At 58.4% G+C, this 17253-nt stretch carries 14 protein-coding genes and 2 pseudogenes; 6 read left to right on the top strand and 10 right to left on the bottom strand.

The annotated features are described in order from the left end of the window. Window positions 1–12: 12 nt before the first annotated feature. The 4 genes from sutA to glnK form a co-directional block, all read right to left on the bottom strand. Complete coding sequence (sutA, locus tag VGC62_RS15275) at window positions 13–336, bottom strand: transcriptional regulator SutA (protein WP_331187916.1); 324 nt, start codon at window positions 334–336, stop codon at window positions 13–15. Between the two features lie 93 nt (window positions 337–429). Continuing rightward, window positions 430–861 (bottom strand): secondary thiamine-phosphate synthase enzyme YjbQ, encoded by a 432-nt coding sequence (locus tag VGC62_RS15270; protein WP_331187915.1) that lies wholly within the window; start codon window positions 859–861, stop codon window positions 430–432. A gap of 238 nt (window positions 862–1099) precedes the next feature. Continuing rightward, entirely contained in the window at window positions 1100–2437 is a 1338-nt protein-coding gene (locus tag VGC62_RS15265) for an ammonium transporter (protein ID WP_331187914.1), read from the bottom strand. A gap of 33 nt (window positions 2438–2470) precedes the next feature. Further along, entirely contained in the window at window positions 2471–2809 is a 339-nt protein-coding gene (gene glnK / locus VGC62_RS15260) for a P-II family nitrogen regulator (RefSeq protein WP_002555808.1), read from the bottom strand. Between the two features lie 419 nt (window positions 2810–3228). Between glnK and VGC62_RS15255 the strand changes: the two genes are divergently transcribed. After that, on the top strand, window positions 3229–3489 hold the full coding sequence (locus VGC62_RS15255) for an accessory factor UbiK family protein (protein WP_331187913.1): 261 nt from the start codon (window positions 3229–3231) through the stop codon (window positions 3487–3489). 35 nt (window positions 3490–3524) lie between these two features. Here VGC62_RS15255 and VGC62_RS15250 read toward each other — a convergent pair. After that, window positions 3525–3670, bottom strand: a pseudogene (locus VGC62_RS15250) (addiction module antidote protein, HigA family); the annotation flags it as partial. 131 nt (window positions 3671–3801) lie between these two features. Between VGC62_RS15250 and VGC62_RS15245 the strand changes: the two are divergent. Next, window positions 3802–5295, top strand: coding sequence for a YifB family Mg chelatase-like AAA ATPase (locus VGC62_RS15245; protein ID WP_331187912.1), 1494 nt, complete (start codon window positions 3802–3804; stop codon window positions 5293–5295). Window positions 5296–5343: 48 nt separating this feature from the next. Here the strand turns inward: VGC62_RS15245 and VGC62_RS15240 are convergent, their stop codons facing one another. Further along, complete coding sequence (locus VGC62_RS15240) at window positions 5344–6120, bottom strand: FadR/GntR family transcriptional regulator (protein ID WP_331187911.1); 777 nt, start codon at window positions 6118–6120, stop codon at window positions 5344–5346. Window positions 6121–6283: 163 nt separating this feature from the next. Here VGC62_RS15240 and VGC62_RS15235 point away from each other — a divergent pair, with 163 nt between their 5' ends. Next, a complete protein-coding gene (locus tag VGC62_RS15235; protein WP_331187910.1) occupies window positions 6284–7594 on the top strand; it encodes an MFS transporter in 1311 nt (436 codons plus the stop codon). 16 nt (window positions 7595–7610) lie between these two features. Beyond that, window positions 7611–8591, top strand: coding sequence for a D-erythronate dehydrogenase (gene denD, locus VGC62_RS15230; protein WP_331187909.1), 981 nt, complete (start codon window positions 7611–7613; stop codon window positions 8589–8591). Between the two features lie 54 nt (window positions 8592–8645). Here denD and VGC62_RS27745 read toward each other — a convergent pair whose 3' ends face one another. The 3 genes and pseudogenes from VGC62_RS27745 to VGC62_RS15220 form a co-directional block, all read right to left on the bottom strand. Then, complete coding sequence (locus VGC62_RS27745) at window positions 8646–9368, bottom strand: methyl-accepting chemotaxis protein (RefSeq protein WP_414705807.1); 723 nt, start codon at window positions 9366–9368, stop codon at window positions 8646–8648. A 132-nt stretch (window positions 9369–9500) separates the two neighbouring features. After that, window positions 9501–10484 (bottom strand): annotated as a pseudogene (locus VGC62_RS27740) (Cache 3/Cache 2 fusion domain-containing protein); the annotation flags it as partial. Window positions 10485–10807: 323 nt separating this feature from the next. Next, window positions 10808–11728, bottom strand: coding sequence for a LysR substrate-binding domain-containing protein (locus tag VGC62_RS15220; RefSeq protein ID WP_331187907.1), 921 nt, complete (start codon window positions 11726–11728; stop codon window positions 10808–10810). A gap of 165 nt (window positions 11729–11893) precedes the next feature. Between VGC62_RS15220 and VGC62_RS15215 the strand changes: the two genes are divergently transcribed. Beyond that, on the top strand, window positions 11894–13276 hold the full coding sequence (locus VGC62_RS15215; RefSeq protein ID WP_331187962.1) for a NorM family multidrug efflux MATE transporter: 1383 nt from the start codon (window positions 11894–11896) through the stop codon (window positions 13274–13276). 90 nt (window positions 13277–13366) lie between these two features. Here VGC62_RS15215 and VGC62_RS15210 read toward each other — a convergent pair whose 3' ends face one another. After that, window positions 13367–15037 (bottom strand): bifunctional diguanylate cyclase/phosphodiesterase, encoded by a 1671-nt coding sequence (locus VGC62_RS15210; protein WP_331187906.1) that lies wholly within the window; start codon window positions 15035–15037, stop codon window positions 13367–13369. Window positions 15038–15236: 199 nt separating this feature from the next. Between VGC62_RS15210 and rep the strand changes: the two genes are divergently transcribed. Then, window positions 15237–17246: a DNA helicase Rep gene (rep, locus tag VGC62_RS15205; RefSeq protein ID WP_331187905.1), complete on the top strand. Its 2010-nt coding sequence runs from the start codon at window positions 15237–15239 to the stop codon at window positions 17244–17246. The last annotated feature ends 7 nt before the right edge of the window (window positions 17247–17253 follow it).

Below are 17253 nucleotides of genomic sequence, written 5' to 3'. Positions count from 1 at the left end.
ATCTGACACCCTTTAGATAGGGCGACTTCCGTACTTGTTGTCAGGCTTCTTGGGAGGATCGGCGACCACATTGGCCTCCACTTCCTGCACCTTGCCACCACGGGCGAGAAACTCTTCCATCGCGCGAGCCAGAGCATCACGCTCTTTGTTTTTGGCTTCTACGCTAGGCAGTTCATCAACCGAGACCGCAGCCTTGGCCTTTTTGGTTGGGGTTGCCGATGCTTCGGGACTGTCATCGACGTCCGCAACATCATCATCGGGAGCAGCGGCAAGCTCCTCACCGTCGTCTTCACCTTCCAGATCATCAACCAGATCGTCGTTGTCGTCGTCGCTCATGTTCTACCTCATGACTTGCGAAAGCAGATTAGTTATAGCCCAGCTGCGCTTAATTTCTAAGACGGCCGGAAAAAATTCCATGTCCGCTATTAATCAGCGGTCGTGCCCCTCACCCTGAAGGGTGGCAAGGACATGACGCGCACCGCCTGCATCGCGATGCTCTCCTAAATAAACACCTTGCCAGGTCCCTAACGCCAGCCTTCCCGCCGTCACCGGCAGAACAAGTTGGCAGCCTAGCAAACTGGCTTTGAAGTGCGCTGGTAGATCGTCAGGACCTTCGTCGTTATGTTCATATCCGTCCACGCCCTGAGGCACCAGACGGTTGAAAAAACGCTCGAAGTCACGACGTACTGCAGGATCGGCGTTCTCGTTGATCGTCAACGATGCCGAGGTATGCTGCAGCCATATATGCAACAGCCCGATGCGACACTCACGCAGCTTGGGAAGGCCTGCGATGATCTCGTCGGTTACCAGATGAAATCCTCGGGGTCTTGCCCGCAGGGTAATTCTGGTCTGTTGCCACATACAGTTCTCCGCCCTTCGGCGCGCATTCTATCGCGCTGGAAAAAAAAACAAAGCGCGTAATGAGTGACGTCCTTTGTAAGTCACTCGCTAACGCTGATATCACTTTGCGATAACCCCACTGAACGCTCTAAACCTGTGCTTATAACAGCAGTTTTTTGTACTGAAGCCCTCGCGACCCCTTATCGACAAACGCCAGACAAAAAAATGCCCGGTAACCCGGGCATTTTTTTAACAGCGATTACAAGTTGTAGCCACGTTCGTTGTGTTGCGCCAGGTCCAGACCGACCGCTTCTTCCTCTTCGGTTACACGCAGGCCCATGACCGCGTCCAATACCTTGAGGATGATGAAGGTCACGATAGCGGTGTAGATCACCGTGAAGCCTACGCCTTTGCACTGAATCCAGACTTGTGCGGCGATGTCAGTCACCGTGCCGAAGCCGCCCAGCGAAGGCGCTGCAAACACACCTGTCAGGATCGCGCCAAGGATACCGCCGATACCGTGAACGCCGAAGGCATCCAGGGAGTCGTCGTAGCCCAGTTTGCGTTTGAGGGTAGTGGCGCAGAAGAAACACACCACGCCCGCCGCCAGACCGATGATCAGAGCGCCCATTGGCCCGACAGTGCCGGCTGCTGGAGTGATGGCCACCAGACCTGCAACCACACCCGAAGCGATACCCAGTGCGCTTGGCTTACCGTGAGTCAGCCATTCTGCGAACATCCAGCCCAAGGCCGCAGCAGCGGTCGCGATCTGCGTAACCAGCATTGCCATACCGGCAGTCCCGTTGGCCGCAGCAGCGGAACCTGCGTTGAAGCCGAACCAGCCGACCCAGAGCATTGCCGCGCCAACCAGGGTGTAACCCAGGTTATGCGGAGCCATCGGGGTGGTTGGGTAACCTTTACGCTTGCCCAGCACCAGGCACGCCACCAGACCCGCAACACCGGCGTTGATGTGAACAACAGTGCCGCCTGCGAAGTCGAGTACGCCCCAGTCCCACAACAGACCACCGACGCCGCTCCAGACCATGTGCGCGATTGGCGCGTAGACCAGAGTGAACCAGATGGCCATGAAGATCAGCATCGCGGAGAACTTCATGCGTTCTGCGAAGGCGCCGACGATCAGTGCCGGAGTGATGATAGCGAAGGTCATCTGGAAGGTGACGAACACAGCTTCCGGGAACAAAGCAGCCGGGCCCGTGATGCTCGCTGGGGTGATGCCCGCCAGGAACGCCTTGGACAGACTACCGAAGAAGGAGTTGAAGTTGACGACGTTGGCTTCCATACCTGTGGTGTCGAACGCAATGCTGTAGCCATAAATGACCCACAGGATGCTGATCAGTCCGGTAATGGCAAAACACTGCATCATCACAGAAAGAATGTTTTTAGAGCGGACCATGCCGCCGTAGAACAGTGCCAGACCAGGAATGGTCATGAACAGCACCAAAGCGGTTGAAGTCAGCATCCAGGCGGTGTCGCCTGAGTTAAGGACTGGGGCTGCCACTTCGTCTGCCGCCATGGCCAAGCCAGGGGTGACGAGGGACAACAGGGCTCCTAGCCCTGCGAATTGACGCAGAGTCATATTGTTTTCTCCTGGGGCGTTGGGGTTGGCGGCTTAGATTGCGTCGGTATCGGTTTCGCCGGTACGGATGCGAATAGCCTGTTCCAGATTGACCACGAAGATCTTGCCATCACCGATCTTGCCAGTGTTGGCCGCCTTGGTTATCGCTTCGATAACCCGGTCCAGATCCTTATCGTCGATCGCAACATCGATCTTCACCTTGGGAAGGAAGTCGACTACATACTCCGCACCGCGATACAGCTCGGTGTGGCCTTTCTGACGTCCGAAGCCTTTGACTTCAGTTACCGTGATGCCCTGCACGCCGATTTCGGACAACGACTCGCGTACGTCATCCAACTTGAACGGCTTGATGATGGCAGTGACTAGCTTCATGAAACTTTCTCCCGAATTGGTGGACTTGCCCCAGGAAAACAAACCCGACTCAAGTCTAAGCGCAGTGTCTGGCTTTGTAACGCGTCGATGGCCCGAACAGACCAAACCAACACCAGAAAACCGCTTCTGACGAAACACTTCCCCGCTCCGCCTGCCGCACTGCATTCGTCACAGCGACTGCATCAGTGCATGGGTCATAAGCCACTAAGCAGAAAGCTTGCCATTTCGTGAAATTCCATTGATTACGGCACTTCTATCGCCATACAGGCAGTGCATATCGCCATCATCCCATCTGCACGCACAACAACAGTGCATGCATGCACGGGCACATGCGCGATAAGCGTGCAACGCTTAACCCACAAAAAGACTATAGACCCTGCGTGCTACACTGCCGCCCATCTGATTTACGGAAAACCACCATGCTCGCCCCCAAAGCTTTTCTCGATGCTGTCAGCGGTCACGCCTCGCGCTTGTTGAACGGCGAAACCCCGATTCCACGCAATGAGTTCGAAACCCAGTTCAAAGCCCTCCTGCAGAGTGGCTTCAGCAAACTGGATCTGGTCAGCCGAGAAGAATTCGACAGCCAGATGATCGTTCTCGCCCGCACCCGCGCTCGCCTCGAAGCGCTGGAAGCGAAAATGGCCGAGATGGAAGCGAAACTCGCGCCACCAGCGGAGTGATCCAGAAACGTCGCGGGCATTCTGTCGAGCTGACCTCAGCCGCAGGGGGCCAGACGTTGCACTTGGTCCTTGATTTGCGAACCTCTTTCGATTTCTGCCTTGCGCAGGTCGTACGTAAGTTGCAGGTTCAGCCAAACTCGGGCGTCGTCTCAAAGCACGCAGCCAGTCTTAGCGCTACGTGACAGACCCACGCTGCGACATTGCTGTAGATCACAGACACATCTCGCACAGGTTCATCCCCGCACCGCACGCCGCGCTGACTATCCTTTGCCACACCGCAGGACGCGGTTTGTCGTCATCAAGGAATGAGCTATGTCCCTCGCCATCGTCCATAGTCGTGCCCAGGTCGGCGTTGAAGCGCCTGCCGTAACCGTTGAATGCCATCTTGCGAATGGCTTGCCAATGCTGACGCTGGTGGGTTTACCCGAAGGCGCGGTGAAGGAGAGCAAAGACCGCGTGCGCAGTGCGATTCTCAACTGCGGGCTGGAGTTTCCTGCGAGACGCATCACCCTCAATCTGGCGCCTGCCGACCTGCCCAAGGATGGCGGGCGATTCGATCTGGCAATCGCACTCGGCCTATTGGCCGCGAGCGCGCAAGTCCCCACGCTGGAGCTGCAAGCGGTGGAATGCCTGGGCGAACTTGCGCTGTCGGGGGCGATTCGCCCGGTGCAGGGCGTGTTGCCCGCCGCATTGGCTGCGCGGGAAGCGGGGCATACGCTGATCGTCCCGGCGGTGAATGCCGAAGAGGCCTGTCTGGCTTCGGGCTTGCGGGTGATCGCCGTCAATCATCTGCTCGAACTGGTGGCGCACTTGAACGGGCAATCGCCGATTGCGCCCTACCAATCCAGCGGACTTATCCTGCAAACCCGACCGTATCCCGATCTCAATGAAGTTCAGGGCCAGACTGCCGCCAAACGGGCACTGTTGGTGGCTGCAGCGGGGGCACATAACCTGCTTTTCAGTGGCCCTCCCGGCACTGGCAAAACCCTGCTGGCGAGTCGTTTGCCAGGGCTGTTGCCGCCGCTCGATGAGTACGAGGCACTGGAAGTCGCTGCGATTCAATCGGTTGCCAGTCATGCACCGCTGACCAGTTGGCCGCAACGCCCGTTTCGTCAGCCCCATCACTCGGCATCCGGCCCGGCGTTGGTCGGTGGCGGCAGTCGTCCCCAGCCGGGAGAAATCACGCTGGCGCACCACGGGGTTCTGTTTTTGGACGAATTGCCCGAGTTCGACAGGCGTGTGCTGGAGGTGTTGCGCGAACCGCTGGAGTCCGGCCATATCGTTATTTCCCGCGCTCGGGACAGAGTAAGGTTCCCGGCACGTTTTCAACTGGTGGCCGCAATGAACCCGTGCCCATGCGGCTATCTGGGCGAGCCCACCGGACGCTGTCGTTGCTCGACCGATCAGATCCAACGCTATCGAAACAAACTCTCCGGGCCGCTACTCGATCGTATCGACCTGCATCTGACCGTCGCCCGTGAGGCCACCTCGCTGACACCCACGCCCCAAAAAGGGGACGACAGCGCCAGCGCCTCGATTCTGGTGGCCGAGGCCCGCGAGCGTCAGCAAAAACGCCAGGGATGCGCCAATGCGTTCCTCGACCTGCCCGCCTTGCGCCAACACTGCGCACTGCTGGCCGAAGACGAAGCCTGGCTGGAAACCGCTTGTGAACGCCTGACCTTGTCGCTGCGCGCCGCCCATCGCCTGCTGAAAGTAGCCCGCACGCTGGCCGATCTGGAGCGCGTCGACTGCATCGCCCGCTGCCACATTGCCGAGGCATTGCAGTATCGGCCTTCAACAAATTGATGAATGATGTCGTGCCGTTGCGGCACCGTCCGTCCGGCCGACGAAGAACTACCCTTTCCTCGAAGCCGAATCCCGCCAAAACGCAGGATCTGCGCTCTTCAATCGTTCAACCGCATTATTGATATGCGTCAGCGCAGCCTGGCGAGCGGCGACCGGATCGCCCGAGGCAATCGCCGCGTAGACTGCGAAATGTTCCACGCGCACGGTTTTCGCCAGATCCCGGCGTCGCTCTTCGTTTGAGCGGGTGATGCGGATCGCTTCTTTGACGAACTGCGCGATGAACTCATGAATCGAGGGATAGAGCGGATTACCCGTTGCGTGAGAGATCGAGAGGTGAAACGCCAAGTCTTCCTCTACTCCATCGTGCCCCGCCTGCTCAGCCAGATCGATAGCCTTCAGTGCCTGTTCAATGGCCTCCAGCTGTTGGGGGCTGTGTCGCTGCGCAGCGAGTGCGGCGGCCTCGCCCTCAATGCCGCGGCGCAACTCGGTGACGCGCAATACCGCTTCGATGGAGCCGCAGACATCGAAGTCGATGGTGAATGCCTTGATATGCGCGCCTTCGCAAACCACCGTTCCGCTGCCCTGGCGCACCTCCACCAACCCTGCGGATTTAAGCCGCGAAATAGCCTCGCGGATCACTGTGCGACTCACGCCATAGCGTTCGCAAAGCACCGGTTCAGTGGGAAAGCGCGCGCCAGGAAGGACGTCGCCACTGGCTATATGCGCTTTAAGTGCTGCGGTGACTTGATCGGCCAGAGTGCCCTTGGCGGAGTCCTTCAGCGTTGCCGAAGCGGCTGGAAGGGGGGAGCGATCAGAACTGGGCATGGAAATCTCGTGGCTCAAATCAGGGAACGTTACTGCATTTCGAGCCTATCGTCCCCTCCAACGACAGTCTTGAATTCGTATTACGTATTATGTTATCAACTCATCTGCACGCAGTCTGACAACAACAAAACCCCTCAAATATAAAAATAAGGATGGGAAAGACATGAGTGAATCATTGACTCAAGACACCCTCAGTACGCCAATAGATCACTCCGAGGACGCGGCGTATCGAAAAGTGGCCTGGCGCATCTTGCCGCTGCTATTGCTGTGTTATCTGGTTGCCTATCTGGATCGGGTGAACGTCGGCTTCGCGAAACTGCAGATGTCTGGTGATCTTCATTTTTCCGAAGCGGTCTACGGGCTGGGCGCAGGCATTTTTTTCATCGCCTATTTTTTGGTGGAAATTCCCAGCAATCTGATCCTTCACCGGGTCGGTGCGCGCCTATGGATTGCGCGAATCATGATCAGTTGGGGCGTGATTTCCTCCTGCATGGCTTTTGTCACCACACCCATGTCGTTCTACATCATGCGTTTTCTGCTCGGGCTCGCCGAAGCGGGTTTCTATCCAGGCGTCATCCTTTACCTCTCTTATTGGTTCCCGACCAACCGTCGCGGCAAGATGTACGCGCTGTTCGCCACCGCAGTGCCGCTATCAGGTCTGGTTGGGGCGCCGCTGTCCGGCTGGATCATGGCAGCGTTCTCCGGAGCCCACGGCTACACGGGCTGGCAGTGGCTGTTCTTCCTTGAGGGCTTGCCCTCGATTGCGATCGGCATTTTGGTGATTTTCTGCCTCAGCGACCGAATCTCCCAGGCTGGCTGGTTGAGTCATCAAGAGAAAACCTTGTTGCAAGCGCGCATTGACGCCGAAACCGATGGCCATCAGGTTCATAGCGTGAAGCAGGTGTTCGGCCAACCACGAATCTGGCTGCTGACGGCTATTTATTTCTGCATGATCGCAGGCTTCTACACGGTCGGCTTCTGGCTGCCGACGCTGGTTCAGCAGGCGGGTGTCACCGACGTCTTGCAGATTGGCCTACTCACGGCCATTCCTTATGCCGCAGCGGCCGCCACCATGCTGCTGGTGTCACGCAATGCCGACCGGCTTCGCGAACGCCGCTGGCATTTGGCGCTGACCGCCGTAGTAGGGGGTATCGGCCTGATCATTTCGGCCACCTGGAGCGACAACTTCACCATTTCCATGATCGGCCTGACGCTGGGCGCCATGGGTGCCTTGAGCACACTGCCGTTGTTCTGGAGCCTGCCGACCGCCTTCCTCGGTGGCACGGCTGCCGCTGCCGGTATCGCACTGATCAATTCCTGGGGCAACCTGGCAGGCTTCGTTTCGCCGTATCTGATGGGTTTTCTCAAAGACCTGACCCACAGCACCACCATCGGTATGTACGTGATGGCCAGCGCCCTGTTTCTGGGGGCGCTGCTGATCTTCAGAATCCCCGGAAAACTCGTCAATCGTTGAGTAGTTGGAGTAACCCATGAAAATTCTCGTGACCGGTGCAGCCGGATTTCTTGGCCTTCGCCTGATCGAAGCGCTTCTGCAGCGCGGCTCCTTGTCCAATCGTGCGGGCAACGCGCAGCCCATCACCCGAATCGTCGCGTTCGACAGGGTGCCGCTCAGTGGAATCGACGATCCGCGGGTTGAGGTGGTCTGTGGTGACATCGCTGACCCCGAAGTGCTCAACAACCTGATCGACGCCCAAACCGACAGCATCTTCCACCTGGCCGCCGTGGTTTCCAGCCAGGCGGAACAGGATTTCGAACTGGGCATGCGCATCAATTTCACGGCGACGCAAAACATGCTGGAGCGCATCCGCATAATCGGCAGTTGCCCGAAATGGGTGATGACCAGTTCCGTCGCAGTGTTTGGCGGCCAATTGCCAGAGCAAGTGGAGGACCAGCAGGTCTGGGCGCCACAGAGTTCCTATGGCACCCAAAAAGCCATGAATGACTTGTTGCTGGCAGACTACAGCCGACGCGGATTCGTCGATGGCCGCAGCCTGCGCATGCCGACCATTGTCGTCCGTCCCGGTAAACCAAACATGGCGGCGTCCAGCTTTGCCAGCGGCATCATTCGCGAGCCGCTCAACGGCGAGCCAAGTGTCTGCCCGGTACCCGTTGAAACACGCCTATGGCTGATGTCACCCGCGCAGGCGATCAGCAACCTGATAAAGGGTCACGAATTGCCCGCGGAGCGCTTGAAACAAGGCCGAGTGATCAATATGCCGGGGCTGTCGATTACCGTGGAACAGATGATCGATGCGCTGCGTCGCACGGCGGGTGATGAAGTGGCTGGACGAATTCGCTTGGAGCGCAATCCAGCCATCGAGCGCATCGTCGGCTCGTGGCCAGGATCGTTCTGCGCCACGTATGCCAAGTCGCTGGGGTTCACCGCAGACCATGACTTTGCCGACGTCATCGGGCAATTCATGGCCGAATATCCGCCCCAGGTCGCCTAACGCTGGCCTGCGAAGCGGTTTTCATCGCGAGCAAGTGTGGGGCTCACCCTCCTATCAACGAAACAGGTCAACAGCCCTGCGCAAATCGGCTGCCAGCGAATTCAGCTCTTGCGCGGTCACCGCCAGGTTCGACACCACTTCGCGTTGCTCGCTGTTGGCCAGGGCGATGCTTTGCAGGTTGCTGCTGAGCAGGGTCGCGGTATGGCTTTGTTCTTGGGTGGCGGTGGTGATGGCGGCGAACTGCTCGCCAGCCGAACGGCTTTGTTCATCTATTTGCGCCAACGCAGCGGCGACTTTGGCGTTGCGTGACAAGCCTTCCTCCATCAGCGTGTTGCCCTGCTCCATAGTGCTGATGGCATTGCCGGTTTCTTGTTGGATGCTGGTGATCATGCCGCTGATTTCGTCGGTTGCCTGACGAGTGCGTCGAGCCAGATTGCGCACTTCATCAGCCACTACCGCAAAACCGCGCCCCTGCTCGCCAGCACGGGCAGCTTCGATCGCCGCGTTGAGCGCCAGCAGATTGGTTTGGTCAGCAATTGAGGTAATAACACTGACGATGCCGCCAATTTCCTGAGAGCGCTGGCCGAGGGTGTCAATCACCGTAGCAGTGCCGTTCAGAGAGGACGCAATCTGCTCCAGCGAGGCCGACGCTTCCTGCATCGAGGCACGACCGATGCGCGTTTGCTGCGCGTTGCCCTGCGCCAGACGCTCGGTGTGGCCCATGTTGTCGGCAATGTTCAGGGCTGTGGCGCTGAACTCTTCCACGGCGCCTGCCATGCTGGTGATCTCACCCGATTGCTGCTCCATGCCTTCATAGGCACCACTGGACAATCCGGACAACGCCTGCGCGCGTCCGCTGACTTCCTGCGCAGCGGTGCGGATATGCGAAACCATGGTCGAGAGTGCTTCGCCCATCTTGTTGAAACTGCCCGCCAACTGACCGATTTCGTCGTGCCGGGTCACGTTCAACCGCACACTCAGATCGCCCGCGCCCAACGCCTCGGCCTGATTCACCAGATCGGCCAATGGCTGAAGCTTGCTGCGCAGCAGCCAGATCGCAGCGCCCACGGCGATCAACATCGCCAGCAAGCTGCCAATGCCCAGTTGGGTGCCGACACTCCAAGTAACAGCGCTGATTTCATCTTTGGGCATGCTCGCCAGAATCGACCAGGGGCCACCGGAAAACGGCGCAGCGACCGTGTAAACGTCATCGTTACCATCGCGCCAAAACCGGCCTTTACCCGGTTCCTTGACGAAGTCGGCCAAGGTTTTGCTCGCCTGATCCAGATCCTTCACCCCGGCTGGCGGGACCAGCCAATGGCTTTGCTCATCGAGCAGCGCAAGCGAGCCGGTCGCGCCGATACGAAAGCTTTTCAGGTTATCGAACTGCGCTTTCTGGGCGTCGGTGTAATCAAATCCTACAAACAATACGGCGATGACCTTGCCACTCTGGTCACGCACCGGGGTGTATTGGGTCATGTACGAACGATCGAACAGCAGCGCGCGTCCGACGTATTCCTGCCCCGCCAGCAAACGCTCGTAGGCAGGGTGTTTGTGGTCGAGCAATGTGCCAACCGCTCGCGAACCATCCTGCTTGGTCAGCGAGGTGCTGATACGAACGAAGTCTTCGCCGTTGCGCACGAAAACCGTTGCCACGCCCGCCGTCAGTTTGTGGAAGTCATCGACTTCGGTGAAGTCGTTGTTCAGCGCATTGCCGTTGAGCAACAGCGCAGGCGTTTGCAGAGCCGCGACCTTGATCGACTGATCGGCCTGCAGTGTCAGCCCGTTGCTGAAGCGCTTTTCGAACAGCCCGCTCAAACGCTGGGTGCTGTCGCGCAATGTGCTGTGGAAGGTGTTGAGTTGATCCGCCAACAACCTCGCCTCACTGCTCATATGTTCTTCACGGATGACAAGGTTCGCGTTATCCAGTGAGCGCAAGGCGAACAGCGTACTGGCGCTGATCACCACTGCGAGAATCACCGCCAGGGAGATCCCCAACTGAGAAGCAATACGGGCACGGGATTGAGGCATGGAGACTCCCTGTCCTAAGAGCGCGATCACCCTGATCGCGGACCGTTCGGACTGATTTTAATGAAGGATTTTTCGTGAACCGCTTTGAATAAATAGCTTTGCTATCGGGGATTCGGCTGACATAAAAAATACTTGAGCCTTACACACGGAGAATGATCAACGTCAAGTAAACCGAGGGATGCAGGTTATTGCAGGATAATCACATCCGGGAGCTCCATGGCGTTCACTTCGCCTTGCAGGAAGTCGCTGAGCCTGCGCAGCCGCTCTCCACCCGGACGCGTTTTGGGCCAGACCAAATAATAGTTTTCGCCGCTGACCACAGCAGTGCGCCACGGCAGGCTCAAGCGCCCCTGCACCACGTCTTCAGCCACCATCAGCAAATCGCCCATGGACACCCCATAGCCACGTGCCGCCGCGATCATGCCCAGCTCAAGGGTGTCGAACACTTGTCCGCCCTTGAGCGAAACCTGATCCGCCAGCCCCATGCGCTCCAGCCAACGGCGCCAATCGCGGCGGTCTGGTGTCGGATGCAGCAGCTCGGCGCTGGCCAGCCGCTCGACATCCCAGGGACGGTCCTCAAGCAGCGTCGGCGCGCCAACCGGAATCAGCAGCTCGGGAAACAGGTACGTCGCCTCCCAATCCGGTGGGAAGTGCCCGCGACTGAGCAGAACCGCGCAATCAAACGGCTCCTGCGTGAAGTCGACATTGTCGATGTCCATCCAGGCGCTGGTGAGCTGTACTTCGTTGCCCACCTGAAGATGACGAAAGCGGCTGAGCCGCGCCAGCAGCCAGCGCATGGTCAGCGTCGAGGGCGCTTTCATGCGCAGGATCCCCTCTTCGGCCATCAATGCGCTGCAGGCCCGCTCCAACGCGCTGAACCCTTCACGAACGCCCGGCAGCAGTTCTCTCGCCGCCTCGGTCAGTTGCAGCTTGCGGCCGTTGCGCTGAAACAAACGACAGGCAAAGTGCTCTTCCAGCGTGCGGATGTGTCGGCTGACTGCGCTCTGAGTGATCGATAACTCTTCTCCCGCGCGCGTGAACGAACTATGCCGAGCGGCCGCTTCAAATGCACGCAACGCATACAGCGGAGGGAGACTACGAGACATTGGGAATTTTCCTATTTACATCACGACGATTACAGAAGTCACTGTAGCCGAAATCAGGCATGAGTTTTACTCATGAGCTGGATCGCATTTATACCTTTGTGCCAATGCGCCTAAACCACCAGAATGGCGGGCTTATAGATGTCTGCAAAGCCGAGCGCCAAGACCATGCAACAGCACGCCTTCAAAGAACTCTGGATCATCCTGCGCCTGGCAGGACCGCTGATTGCATCCCAGATGGCACACATGTTGATGGTCTTCACCGACACCGTAATGATGGGCCAACTCGGCCCGGAAGCCCTGGCCGGTGGTGGTTTGGGCGCGGCCAGCTATAACATCATTTCGTTTTTCTGCGTGGGTGTGATGGCCGCGGTCGGAACACTGGTCGCGATTCGCCACGGCGCCAACGACGCCGCTGGCGTAACCCGCCTCGCTCAAGCCGGGCTTTGGCTAGCCTTGGGCATGGCGCTGATCGCTGCGTTGATGCTCTGGAATCTTGAGCCCATCTTGCTCAAGTTCGGTCAGGATGAAGCCAACGTCCACATGGCCAGCCAGTTCCTGATCACGCTTCCCCTTGCCCTGCCCGGCCTGTTGACCTTCATGGCCCTGCGCGGCTTCACCAGTGCATTGGGGCGAGCAGGTCCGGTGATGGCCATCAGCCTGGGCGGCGCAGCGGCTAACTTTGGCCTGAATTACGCGTTCATCCATGGTCTGTTTGGCCTGCCGCATTGGGGCTTGATGGGGATTGGCCTGGTGACTGCCATCGTCACCAACGGCATGGCGATCATCCTGGCGCTGCACATTCGTTATCACCGGGCGTATGCGGCGTACCCGATCCACGTCGGTTTAATGAACATTTCGCGGACCTGCCTGAAAGAGCTGTGGCGTCTTGGTCTGCCGATTGGCGGTACGTATGCAGTTGAGGTGGGGTTGTTCACCTTCGCCGCGTTCTGCATGGGCGCGATGGGCAGTACGCAGATGGCCGCGCACCAGATCTCCCTGCAATCGGTATCGATGGCGTTCATGATTCCGGTCGGCATTTCCTATGCCGTGACCATGCGCATCGGTCTGCATTACGGTGCAGGCAACCTGTTATTGGCGCGCACGGCCGGGCGTATGGGCATCGCGTTCGGCGGTCTGGTGATGCTGGCGTTCGCGTTTTTATTTTGGTTCGCGCCGCATGCAGTGATTGGCCTGTTTTTGGATGTACATAACCCCAAGTACCAGGACGTGGTGGATCTAGCGGTCAAGCTGTTGGCCATCGCCGCCTGGTTTGAACTGCTCGATGGCACACAAACCATCGCCATGGGCGCAATTCGAGGCTTCAAAGATGCCAAGACCACGTTCCTGATTGGGTTTGCGAGCTATTGGATGATCGGGGCGCCCGCCGCATGGGGATTTGGCTTCCTCGCCCATCAAGGCGCTGTCGGCGTCTGGTGGGGCCTGGCGTTGGGGCTCTTGTGTTCGGCGATTGCACTGACCTACGCGTTCGAACACAAAGCGCGGCAGTTGCTGCGCAAACAGGCATCGGGTGTGGCAGTGATGGGGTGAGAGTGGGGCGCAGAATTTGTAAGAGCCAACTTGTTGGCGAGGGAGTTTACGCTGAGTATCGGGTACGCCGCTTCGCGAATGAATTGGCGCCTACACGATCTGCGTAGACTGCCCTTTGCCCTGCCCGTACAGCAAATAACCGATCAATTCGGGCAGCGCCAGCGGGTGGCTGATCAGGTAACCCTGCACCTGATCGCACTTGAAACTGCGCAGTAGCGCCAATTGCTCCGGCGTTTCGACACCCTCGGCCACGACTTCCAGGCTGAGGTTATGCGCCAGGTTGATCATTGCGTGAACCAGTTTGCGGTTTTCCTCGCGCTGCTCCATTTCGCCGACAAAACTTTTGTCAATCTTGAGCAGCGTAATTGGCAAGCTGTTGAGATGCACGAACGATGAGAAGCCAGTGCCAAAGTCGTCCAGTGAAAAACGCACGCCCAAACGGCCTAGCGCATCCATGGTCTGCTTCACCAGATCACTGCGACGCATCACCGCTGTCTCAGTCAGCTCGAACTCCAGCCATTGCGCATCGATACCGCGATCAGCGATCAAGCGGCTGAGGGTGGTGAGGAGCTTATTGTCCTGGAACTGGCGAAATGACAGATTGATCGCCATGTGCAGCGGTGCAATCCCTTGCTCATGCAGGGTTTGCATATCGCGCAGGGCTCGGGAGATTACCCAGTAACCCAACGGTACGATCAAGCCACTTTGCTCGGCCAGCGGTACAAATTCGCTGGGTGGCAACAGGCCTCGCTCGGCATGACGCCATCGCACCAATGCTTCCAGACCGAGGATGTTGCCACTGCTCAGGCACAAGCGCGGCTGGTAATGCAGTTCTAGTTCATCGCGACGCAGAGCGCGGCGCAGCTCGCTTTCCAGATCCGCCAGGCTGCGCGCGTTACGATTGATGCGCTCGTTGAAGACGTGAAAAGTACAGCCCTGAGTGCCTTTGGCCTGCTGCATGGCAATGTGCGCGTGCCACATCAGCGGGTCGGCGCCATTTTGCGCGCGTGCATGGGCGATCCCCAAGCTGCAGCCAATCAGCAGGCTTTCGCCATCGATCCAGTAGGGCTCCGACAACGCCTCGGTGATCCGCTCGGCCATCCATTCGGCCCGTTCCGGGGCGCGTCGAGTGTCGATCAACAGGGCAAACTCATCGCTGCCTAAACGGGCCAATTGGTCGCCCGCCTCCAACTGGCCCTTCATGCGCGCAACAACCTGCAGAATCAGGCGATCACCAGCTTGGTGTCCTAACGCATCGTTGGCGCGACGGAAGTTATCCAGATCCAGATGACCCAATGCCAAACCGCGACCATCGGACTCGGCCAGACGCGCCGCCAGCAGCGTTTGAAACCCTTGGCGATTGGCAATGCCAGTCAATGGATCCTGTTCGGCAAGGCGCTGCAAGGTGTTTTCCAGCACGCCGCGCTCGCGGACATGGCGCAGACAACGGCGCAGGCTCTGAGTGTCGAGAAAGTCACGCACCAGCCAGTCGGCGACACCTATTGGCTCGACCTCTGGCTCAGCGTCCAACAACAACACCACCGGCAACGTACATTGCCCGGCCCCAGGCTGCAGGTTAGGTGTGGCAAACAAGACGGTGTTGTGTGGGATATCCAAGGAGAAGCCAACCGCGTCCCAGCCCGATGCGCAGACAAGAACAATGCTCTCTCCTAACGGAGCCAGGCACTCGCGTAACAGCGCTGACCATTCTGGCGTATCGGCCAGAAGCAGCAACCGCAAGGGTTCGACAGGCGTAGACAAGCTAGCTCCCCACACATACAAAGGCGTTGGCGCCCCTAAAACGAAGGCCGTCAAACACGGGATATCACCGCATGATGCGCAAATGTAACAAAACCGCGAAATATAGATAGCGTGAGGCATCACATGTCAGACGGTCGCTGCACAAATCGTCGACCCTGTTAAAATGCCCGCCCATTTCGCAAACGACCCCCTTTTCGTCATGTCCCGACTCAATCCCCGGCAACAAGAAGCCGTGAACTACGTCGGCGGCCCTCTTTTGGTGCTCGCTGGCGCGGGTTCCGGCAAGACCAGCGTGATTACGCGCAAGATCGCCCATCTGGTGCAGAACTGCGGCATTCGTGCGCAATACATCGTCGCCATGACCTTTACCAACAAAGCGGCGCGGGAGATGAAGGAACGGGTCGGCACGCTGCTGCGCGGCGGCGAAGGGCGCGGCCTGACCGTTTCGACCTTCCACAATCTGGGCCTGAACATCATCCGCAAGGAACACACGCGGTTGGGTTACAAACCCGGTTTCTCGATTTTCGACGAGACGGACGTCAAGGCCCTGATGACCGACATCATGCAAAAGGAGTACGCGGGCGACGACGGCGTCGACGAGATCAAGAACATGATCGGCGCCTGGAAAAACGACCTGATCCTGCCTGACGAAGCGCTGGCCAATTCGCGTAACCCCAAGGAACAAACCGCTGCCATCGTCTATACCCACTACCAACGCACGCTCAAGGCCTACAACGCTGTAGATTTCGACGACCTCATTCTGCTGCCGGTGAAGCTCTTTCAGGAGCACGCCGACATTCTCGAAAAGTGGCAGAACAAGGTTCGTTACCTGCTGGTGGACGAATACCAGGACACCAACGCCAGCCAGTATCTGCTGGTGAAACTGCTGATCGGCACCCGCTGCCAATTCACTGTGGTGGGCGACGACGACCAGTCGATTTACGCCTGGCGCGGTGCGCGGCCAGAAAACCTGATGCTGCTCAAGGACGACTACCCTTCACTGAAAGTGGTAATGCTCGAGCAGAACTACCGCTCCACCAGCCGCATCTTGCGTTGCGCCAACGTATTGATCGCCAACAACCCCCACGCGTTTGAAAAACAGCTGTGGAGCGAGATGGGCCACGGCGACGAAATCCGCGTGATCCGCTGCCGCAACGAAGACGCCGAAGCCGAGCGCGTGGCGGTCGAGATCCTCAGCCTGCATTTGCGCACTGACCGACCCTACAGCGACTTCGCGATTCTCTATCGTGGGAACTATCAGGCCAAGTTGATCGAGCTGAAACTGCAACACCACCAGATCCCCTATCGTCTGTCGGGCGGTAACAGCTTCTTCGGGCGCCAGGAAGTGAAAGACCTGATGGCCTATTTCCGCCTGCTGGTGAACCCGGATGACGACAACGCCTTTTTGCGCGTGATCAACGTACCGCGCCGGGAAATCGGTTCGACCACGCTGGAAAAACTCGGCAACTACGCCACCGGGCGCAAGGTCTCGATGTATGCCGCCACCGATGAAATCGGCCTGGGCGAGCATCTGGATGGCCGCTTTACCGACCGCCTGAAGCGCTTCAAGCAGTGGATGGACGGCGTGCGCCAGCAATGCGCGCAGAACGACCCGATTGCCGCCCTGCGCAGCATGGTCATGGACATCGACTACGAGAACTGGATTCGTCAGAACAGCTCCAGCGACAAAGCTGCCGACTACCGCATGGGCAACGTCTGGTTCTTGATCGAAGCGTTGAAAAACACCCTGGAGAAAGACGAAGAAGGTGGCATGACCATCGAAGAAGCCATCGGCAAGCTGGTCCTGCGCGACATGCTCGAACGTCAGCAGGAAGAGGAAGACGGCGCCGAAGGCGTGCAAATGATGACCCTGCATGCGTCCAAGGGTTTGGAGTTCCCTTACGTGTTCATCATGGGCATGGAAGAGGAAATCCTCCCGCATCGCTCCAGTATTGAGGCCGATACGATTGAGGAAGAACGGCGCCTGGCCTACGTGGGCATCACCCGCGCACGGCAGACGCTGGCCTTTACCTTCGCCGCCAAGCGTAAGCAGTATGGCGAGATCATCGACTGCTCGCCGAGCCGCTTCCTTGATGAGCTGCCCCCGGACGATTTGGCCTGGGAAGGCAACGACGACACACCAACAGAAGTGAAAGCCGTTCGCGGCAATACGGCATTGGCGGATATTCGCGCCATGCTCAAACGCTAAGCTGTTA

This window comes from Pseudomonas sp., from assembly GCF_036404235.1.
GTDB lineage: Bacteria > Pseudomonadota > Gammaproteobacteria > Pseudomonadales > Pseudomonadaceae > Aquipseudomonas.
The sequence above is the reverse complement of the archived record's forward strand: the minus strand, read 5'-3'. Positions and strand labels throughout refer to the sequence as shown.

Excerpts from the sequence above, each read along its gene's own strand:
- VGC62_RS15215 (WP_331187962.1), top strand. The coding sequence starts at position 11,894 with ATGCAACAGCACGCCTTCAAAGAACTCTGGATCATCCTGCGCCTGGCA.
- VGC62_RS15265 (WP_331187914.1), bottom strand. The coding sequence starts at position 2,437 with ATGACTCTGCGTCAATTCGCAGGGCTAGGAGCCCTGTTGTCCCTCGTC.
- VGC62_RS15220 (WP_331187907.1), bottom strand. The coding sequence starts at position 11,728 with ATGTCTCGTAGTCTCCCTCCGCTGTATGCGTTGCGTGCATTTGAAGCG.
- VGC62_RS15245 (WP_331187912.1), top strand. The coding sequence starts at position 3,802 with ATGTCCCTCGCCATCGTCCATAGTCGTGCCCAGGTCGGCGTTGAAGCG.
- VGC62_RS27745 (WP_414705807.1), bottom strand. The coding sequence starts at position 9,368 with ATGGCAGGCGCCGTGGAAGAGTTCAGCGCCACAGCCCTGAACATTGCC.
- glnK (WP_002555808.1), bottom strand. The coding sequence starts at position 2,809 with ATGAAGCTAGTCACTGCCATCATCAAGCCGTTCAAGTTGGATGACGTA.
- VGC62_RS15270 (WP_331187915.1), bottom strand. The coding sequence starts at position 861 with ATGTGGCAACAGACCAGAATTACCCTGCGGGCAAGACCCCGAGGATTT.
- VGC62_RS15240 (WP_331187911.1), bottom strand. The coding sequence starts at position 6,120 with ATGCCCAGTTCTGATCGCTCCCCCCTTCCAGCCGCTTCGGCAACGCTG.
- sutA (WP_331187916.1), bottom strand. The coding sequence starts at position 336 with ATGAGCGACGACGACAACGACGATCTGGTTGATGATCTGGAAGGTGAA.
- denD (WP_331187909.1), top strand. The coding sequence starts at position 7,611 with ATGAAAATTCTCGTGACCGGTGCAGCCGGATTTCTTGGCCTTCGCCTG.
- VGC62_RS15255 (WP_331187913.1), top strand. The coding sequence starts at position 3,229 with ATGCTCGCCCCCAAAGCTTTTCTCGATGCTGTCAGCGGTCACGCCTCG.
- VGC62_RS15235 (WP_331187910.1), top strand. The coding sequence starts at position 6,284 with ATGAGTGAATCATTGACTCAAGACACCCTCAGTACGCCAATAGATCAC.
- rep (WP_331187905.1), top strand. The coding sequence starts at position 15,237 with ATGTCCCGACTCAATCCCCGGCAACAAGAAGCCGTGAACTACGTCGGC.